We start from the raw sequence: 5,906 nt of genomic DNA, 5'->3' as shown, positions 1-5,906 counted from the left end.
TGCGCGACCATGAGCGAGCCGCTGACGCCCACGGGCGGGGTACCGCCCATCGGCCGGCCCATCGCCAACGCGCGCGTCTACGTCCTCGACGAGACGCTGCAGCCCGTCCCGCCCGGCGTGCCGGGAGAGCTGTACGTGGCCGGTGCCGGCCTGGCGCGCGGCTATCTGAACCGGCCGGGCCTGACGGCCGAACGGTTCGTCCCCGACCCGTTCGGGGCGCCCGGCAGTCGTATGTACCGGACGGGGGACGTCGTCCGACGGCGCACCCCGGGCGGGGAGCTGGAGTTCGTCGGGCGGGCCGACGAGCAGGTCAAGGTGCGCGGCTTCCGTATCGAACCCGGTGAGGTCGAGGCCGTCCTCGCGGCCCACCCCGCCGTCGCCCACGCCGTCGTCGCCGTCCGCGACGAACGCCTCGTCGGATACGTCGTCCCCGCCGCCGGGCCCGGCCGCGACCACGGCAGGGAACAGGACCACATCGCCGGCTGGCGGGAGATCTACGACGCGCTGCCCCTGAAGACCGCACGGGCCGCCCTCGGCGAGAACTTCACCGGCTGGAACAGCAGTTACGACGCCCGTCCCCTCCCCGAGGAGGAGATGCGGGAGTGGCGGGACGCCACCGTCGCCCGCATCCGCGCCCTGCGGCCCCGCCGCGTCCTGGAGGTCGGCGTCGGCACCGGACTGCTCCTCGCACATGTCGCCCCCCACTGCGAGGCCTACTGGGCCACCGACTTCTCCGCCACGGCCGTCGACACGCTCGCCGAGCACGTACGCCGGGACCCGGCACTCGCCGAACGGGTGGTGCTGCGCACACAGCCCGCGCACGACCTCGACGGGCTGCCCGTCGGCACCTTCGACACCATCGTCATCAACTCGGTCGTCCAGTACTTCCCGAGCGCCCACTACCTCCTCGACGTCATCCGCCGGCTGACCTCCCTGCTCGCGCCCGGCGGCGCCCTGTTCATCGGCGACGTACGCAACCTGCGGCTGCTGCGGGCCCTGAGCACGGCCGTCCAGTCGCACCGGGCCGGCCCCGACGCCGACACGGCCGACCTGCGACGGGCCGTCGAACAGGCGGTGCGCGACGAGGAGGAACTCCTCGTCCACCCCGACTTCTTCGCCGCGCTGCCCGCCCGCGTGGACACCATCGGCGCCGTCACCGTCGAGCTCAAACGCGGCCGGCACCACAACGAACTCACCCGCCACCGCTACGACGTCACCCTGCACACCCGGCCCGCCGCGCCCTGGGACTCCGTCACCGAGGCCGTCTGGAACCGCGACCTGGCCACCCCGGAGGAGGTGTGCGACCTCCTCACGGCGGCCGATCCGGCCGTGCTGCGGCTCACCGGCGTGCCGAACCCCCGTGTGCGCGGCGAGGTGGCGGCGGACCGCGCGCTGCACGGCGACCGCCCCTGCGCGTCCGCCGGCGTGTCGCCCGACCCGGAGGACTGGCACGCCCTCGGCGCCGCCTGCGGCCGACGCGTGCACCTCACCTGGTCGCCCGACGCGCCCGACACCCTCGACGTCCTCCTCACCGACCCCGCCCGCACGGACCCCGAGGCCCCCGTCGAGCCGTACCGGCCCGCACACGCCGACCGGCTCACCAACACGCCCGCCGGCGGGCGCACCACCCGCACCCTCGCCGCCGACCTGCGCGACCACGCCCGGGACCGGCTCCCCAAGCACCTCGTCCCGTCCGTGTTCGTCGTCCTCGACCACCTCCCGCTGACCGGCAGCGGCAAGCTCGACCGGGCCGCCCTCCCGGCGCCCGACGAGACCCGGGCGACGGCCGGCGGCGGACGCGCGCCCCGCACCCCGCAGGAAGAACTGCTGGCCCACCTGTTCGCCGAGGTCCTCGGCGTGGGCCGGGTCGGCGTCGACGACAGCTTCTTCGACCTCGGCGGCCACTCCCTGCTCGCCACCCGGCTCGTCTCCCGCGTCCGTGCCACCCTGGCCGTCGAACTCGACGTCCGCGCCCTGTTCGAGGCGCCCACCGTCGCCCTGCTGGCCGCGCGGCTCGACCAGGCCGGCGAGGCCAGGCCACCGCTCGCACCCCGCGCCGAGCGCCCGCACCGCGTCCCGCTGTCGTACGCCCAGCAGCGGCTGTGGTTCCTGCACCGCATGGAAGGGCCGAGCGCCACCTACGTCATGCCGCTGGCGCTGCGGCTGACCGGGCACCTCGACCGGGAGGCGCTGCGGCAGGCCCTCGCCGACGTGGTCGCCCGGCACGAAAGCCTGCGCACCGTGTTCCCCGAGACCGGCGGCACACCCCACCAGCACGTCCTGCCCGCCGACCGGGCCCGCCCCCGACTGCCCGTCACCGACACCGACGAGACCCGGCTGCCGGAGCTGCTCGCCGAGTCCGGCCGGCGCGGCTTCGACCTCGCCGTCGAACCACCGCTGCGCGCCGAACTGTTCGCGCTCGCCCCCGACGACCACGTGCTGGTGGTCACCGTCCACCACATCGCCGGCGACGGCTGGTCCATGGGCCCGCTCTCCCGCGACCTGACGACCGCCTACGAGGCCCGCCGCGAGGGCCGGGCACCCGACTGGCCGCCGCTGCCCGCCCAGTACGCCGACTACGCCCTGTGGCAGCGCGACCTGCTCGGTGAGGCCACCGACACCGACAGCCGGCTCGCCGCCCAACTCGCCCACTGGAAGGAGACGCTGGCCGGACTGCCGGAACAGCTGACGCTGCCCGCCGACCGGCCACGGCCGGCCGTCGCCTCCCAGCGCGGCGGACAGCTGCCGCTGCGCGTCGACGCCGACCTCCACCGACGGCTGCGCGACCTCGCCGCCCGGCACGGCGCCAGCGTGTTCATGGCCCTCCAGGCGGGCCTCGCCGCGCTGCTCACCCGGCTCGGCGCGGGCACCGACATCCCCGTCGGCAGCCCCGTCGCCGGCCGCACCGACCAGGGCCTGGACGACCTCGTCGGGTTCTTCGTCAACACGCTCGTGCTGCGCACCGACACCTCCGGCGACCCGAGCTTCACCGAACTCCTCGGCCGGGTACGGGAACGGGCCCTGGCCGCCTACGCCCACCAGGACGTGCCGTTCGAACACCTCGTGGAGGTGCTCAACCCGACGCGGTCCCTCGCCCACCACCCGCTGTTCCAGGTGATGCTGGCGCTGCAGAACGCCCCCGCCGGCGCGTTCACCCTGCCCGGCCTGACCGTCGAACCCGTCGCCGTGCCCACCGGCACCGCCCGCTGCGACCTGACCCTCAGCCTCGCCGAGCAGTACGCCGACGACGGCACCCCCGAAGGGCTCCTCGGCGCCGTCGAGTACGCCACCGACCTGTTCGACGCCCCCACGGTCGTCACGCTCGTCGCCCGCTGGATCCGGCTGCTGGAAGCGGCCGTCGCCGACCCCGACCGGCCCCTCGGCACGATCGACCTGCTCCCGCCCGAGGAACGCCACCGGCTGCTGGTGCGCAACAACGACACCGGCGACGAGCCGCCGCCCACCGCGCGCACCCTGCCCGAGCTGTTCGCACGGCAGGTGCGCGGCACACCGGACGCCCCCGCCGTGGTGTGCGGCGACGACACCCTCACCTACGCGGAACTCGACGCGCGTGCCGACCGTCTCGCCCACGCGCTGGCCGCCCAGGGCGTCCGCGCGGAGACCCCGGTGGCGGTGCTCATGGACCGCTCGGCCGACCTGGTCGTCGCCCTCCTCGCCATCGTCAAGGCCGGCGGCGTGTACGTACCGCTGGACCCCGGCTTCCCGCCCGCCCGCGTCGACCTCGTCGTCCGCGAGACCGGCGCCGTGCTCGTCCTCACCGAGGACGTGCTCACCGCTCTCCCGCACACCGGGACCGGCTCCACCACCCCGGAACCCGTCCGCCATCCCCGGCAGGCGGCGTACGTGATGTACACGTCCGGCTCGACCGGCGTACCCAAGGGAATCACCGTCAGCCACGCGGACGTCGCCGCGCTCGCCCTCGCCCCGTGCTGGACGGGCGGCGCCCACGCCCGGGTGCTGCTGCACTCGCCGACCGCGTTCGACGCCTCCACCTACGAACTGTGGGTGCCGCTGCTGACCGGCGGCACGGTCGTCGTCGCCCCGCCCGGCCGGCTCGACGTCCGCGAGCTGTGCGCGACGATCGCCCGGCACCGGGTGACCGGGCTGTGGCTGACGGCCGGACTGTTCCGGCTGCTCGCCGACGAGGAGCCCGCCGGGCTCGCCCGCGTCCGCGAGGTGTGGACCGGCGGCGACGTGGTCCCCGCCACCGCCGTCGCCCGCGTCCTGACCGCCTGCCCCGGCCTGCGCGTCGTCAACGGCTACGGCCCGACGGAGACCACCACCTTCGCCGCCCACCACCGCATGGACACCCCGCCCGACCCCCGGCGCGCCGTGCCCCTCGGCCGCCCCATGACCGGCATGCGGCTGTACGTCCTCGACGAGTGCCTGCGCCCGGCCCCGACCGGCACGGTCGGGGAGCTCTACCTCGCCGGCCAGGGCGTGGCCCGCGGCTACACCGGTCGCCCCGCCGCCACCGCCGAACGCTTCACCGCTGACCCCTACGGCCCTCCCGGCACCCGCATGTACCGCACCGGCGACCTGGCGCGCTGGCTCGACGACGGCACCCTGGAGTTCGCCGGACGCGCCGACGACCAGGTCAAACTACGGGGCTTCCGCGTCGAGCCGGCCGAGATCGAGGCCGCGCTCGCCCACTGCCCCGGTGTGCTGCGGGCCGTGGTCGTGGCCCGCGAGGACCACCCCGGCGACAAACGGCTCGTCGCCTACGTCGTCCCCGACACCCGCACCGGCTTCGAGCCGCGCGCGGCGGCCGACCGGCTCCGCCGCGACCTGCCCGCCTACATGGTCCCTGCGGCGTTCGTCGCCCTGGACGCCCTGCCGCTGACCGCCAACGGCAAACTCGACCGGGCCGCCCTGCCCGCCCCCACGTACGGAGCCGGCACGGACGGAACCGGGCGCGGCCCACGCACCCCGCAGGAACAGGTGCTGTGCGACCTGTTCGCCGAGGTCCTGGGCCGGGACCGGGTCGGCATCGACGACGGCTTCTTCGACCTGGGCGGCCACTCCCTGCTCGCCGCCCGCCTCGTCTCCCGAGTCCGCGACACCCTCGGCGTCGAACTAGGCCTGCGCACGCTCTTCCAGACCCCCACCGTCGCCGGACTCGCCGAACGCCTCGCCCTGAGCGACACCGACGACTCCCTGGACGTCCTGCTGCCGCTGCGGCCCACCGGCACGGCCACCCCCCTCTTCTGCGTCCACCCCGGCGGCGGCATCAGCTGGTGCTACAGCGGCCTGCTCAACCACCTCGCCCCCGAACACCCCGTCTACGCCGTGCAGGCCCGCAGCCTCGGCCGTGACGAACCCCGCCCCACCTCCTACGAGGAGATGGCCGCCGACTACGTCGAACAGATCCGCAAGGTCCAGCCGGAGGGCCCCTACCTCCTCCTCGGCTGGTCGGCCGGCGGGCTCGTCGCCCACGCCGTCGCCACGGAACTGCAACGCCGGGGACAGCGCACCGCCCTGCTCGCCGTCCTCGACGCCTACCCGGTCGTCGACCTCACCTTCGACGAACCGCCGGTGCCCACCGAACGCGACGTCCTCGTCGGCATGCTCGACTGCGACCCGGACGAGGTCGGCGAGGACCCCCTCACCCACGAGGAGGTCGTCGAGATCCTGCGCCGCCGCGGCAGCGCCCTGGCCGGCCTCACCGAACGGCACATCGAGGCCGTCGTCGCCATCATGATCAACAACGCGTCGCTGGCCCTCACCTTCCGGCCCGCCGTCCTCGACGGCGACATGCTCCTGTTCAACTCCACCATCGACCGCGAGCAGGACTCCCCGGGAGCCGAGGTCTGGCGCCCCTACGTCACCGGCGACATCGACTCCCACGACGTCACCGCCCGCCACGACCGCATGACCCAGCCGGG

The 5,906-nt window shown here is 75.1% G+C and carries 1 protein-coding gene; it reads left to right on the top strand.

Annotated elements, in window-relative coordinates; all coding sequences use genetic code 11:
- Positions 1 to 5,906, top strand: a 5,906-nt coding sequence (locus ALMP_RS35790) for a non-ribosomal peptide synthetase (protein ID WP_309299578.1), incomplete at both ends; no start/stop codon positions are given.

The sequence above is a fragment of the Streptomyces sp. A012304 genome, assembly GCF_026008495.1.
Taxonomy (GTDB): Bacteria; Actinomycetota; Actinomycetes; order Streptomycetales; family Streptomycetaceae; genus Streptomyces.
This window is presented reverse-complemented; position numbering and strand designations above follow the sequence as displayed.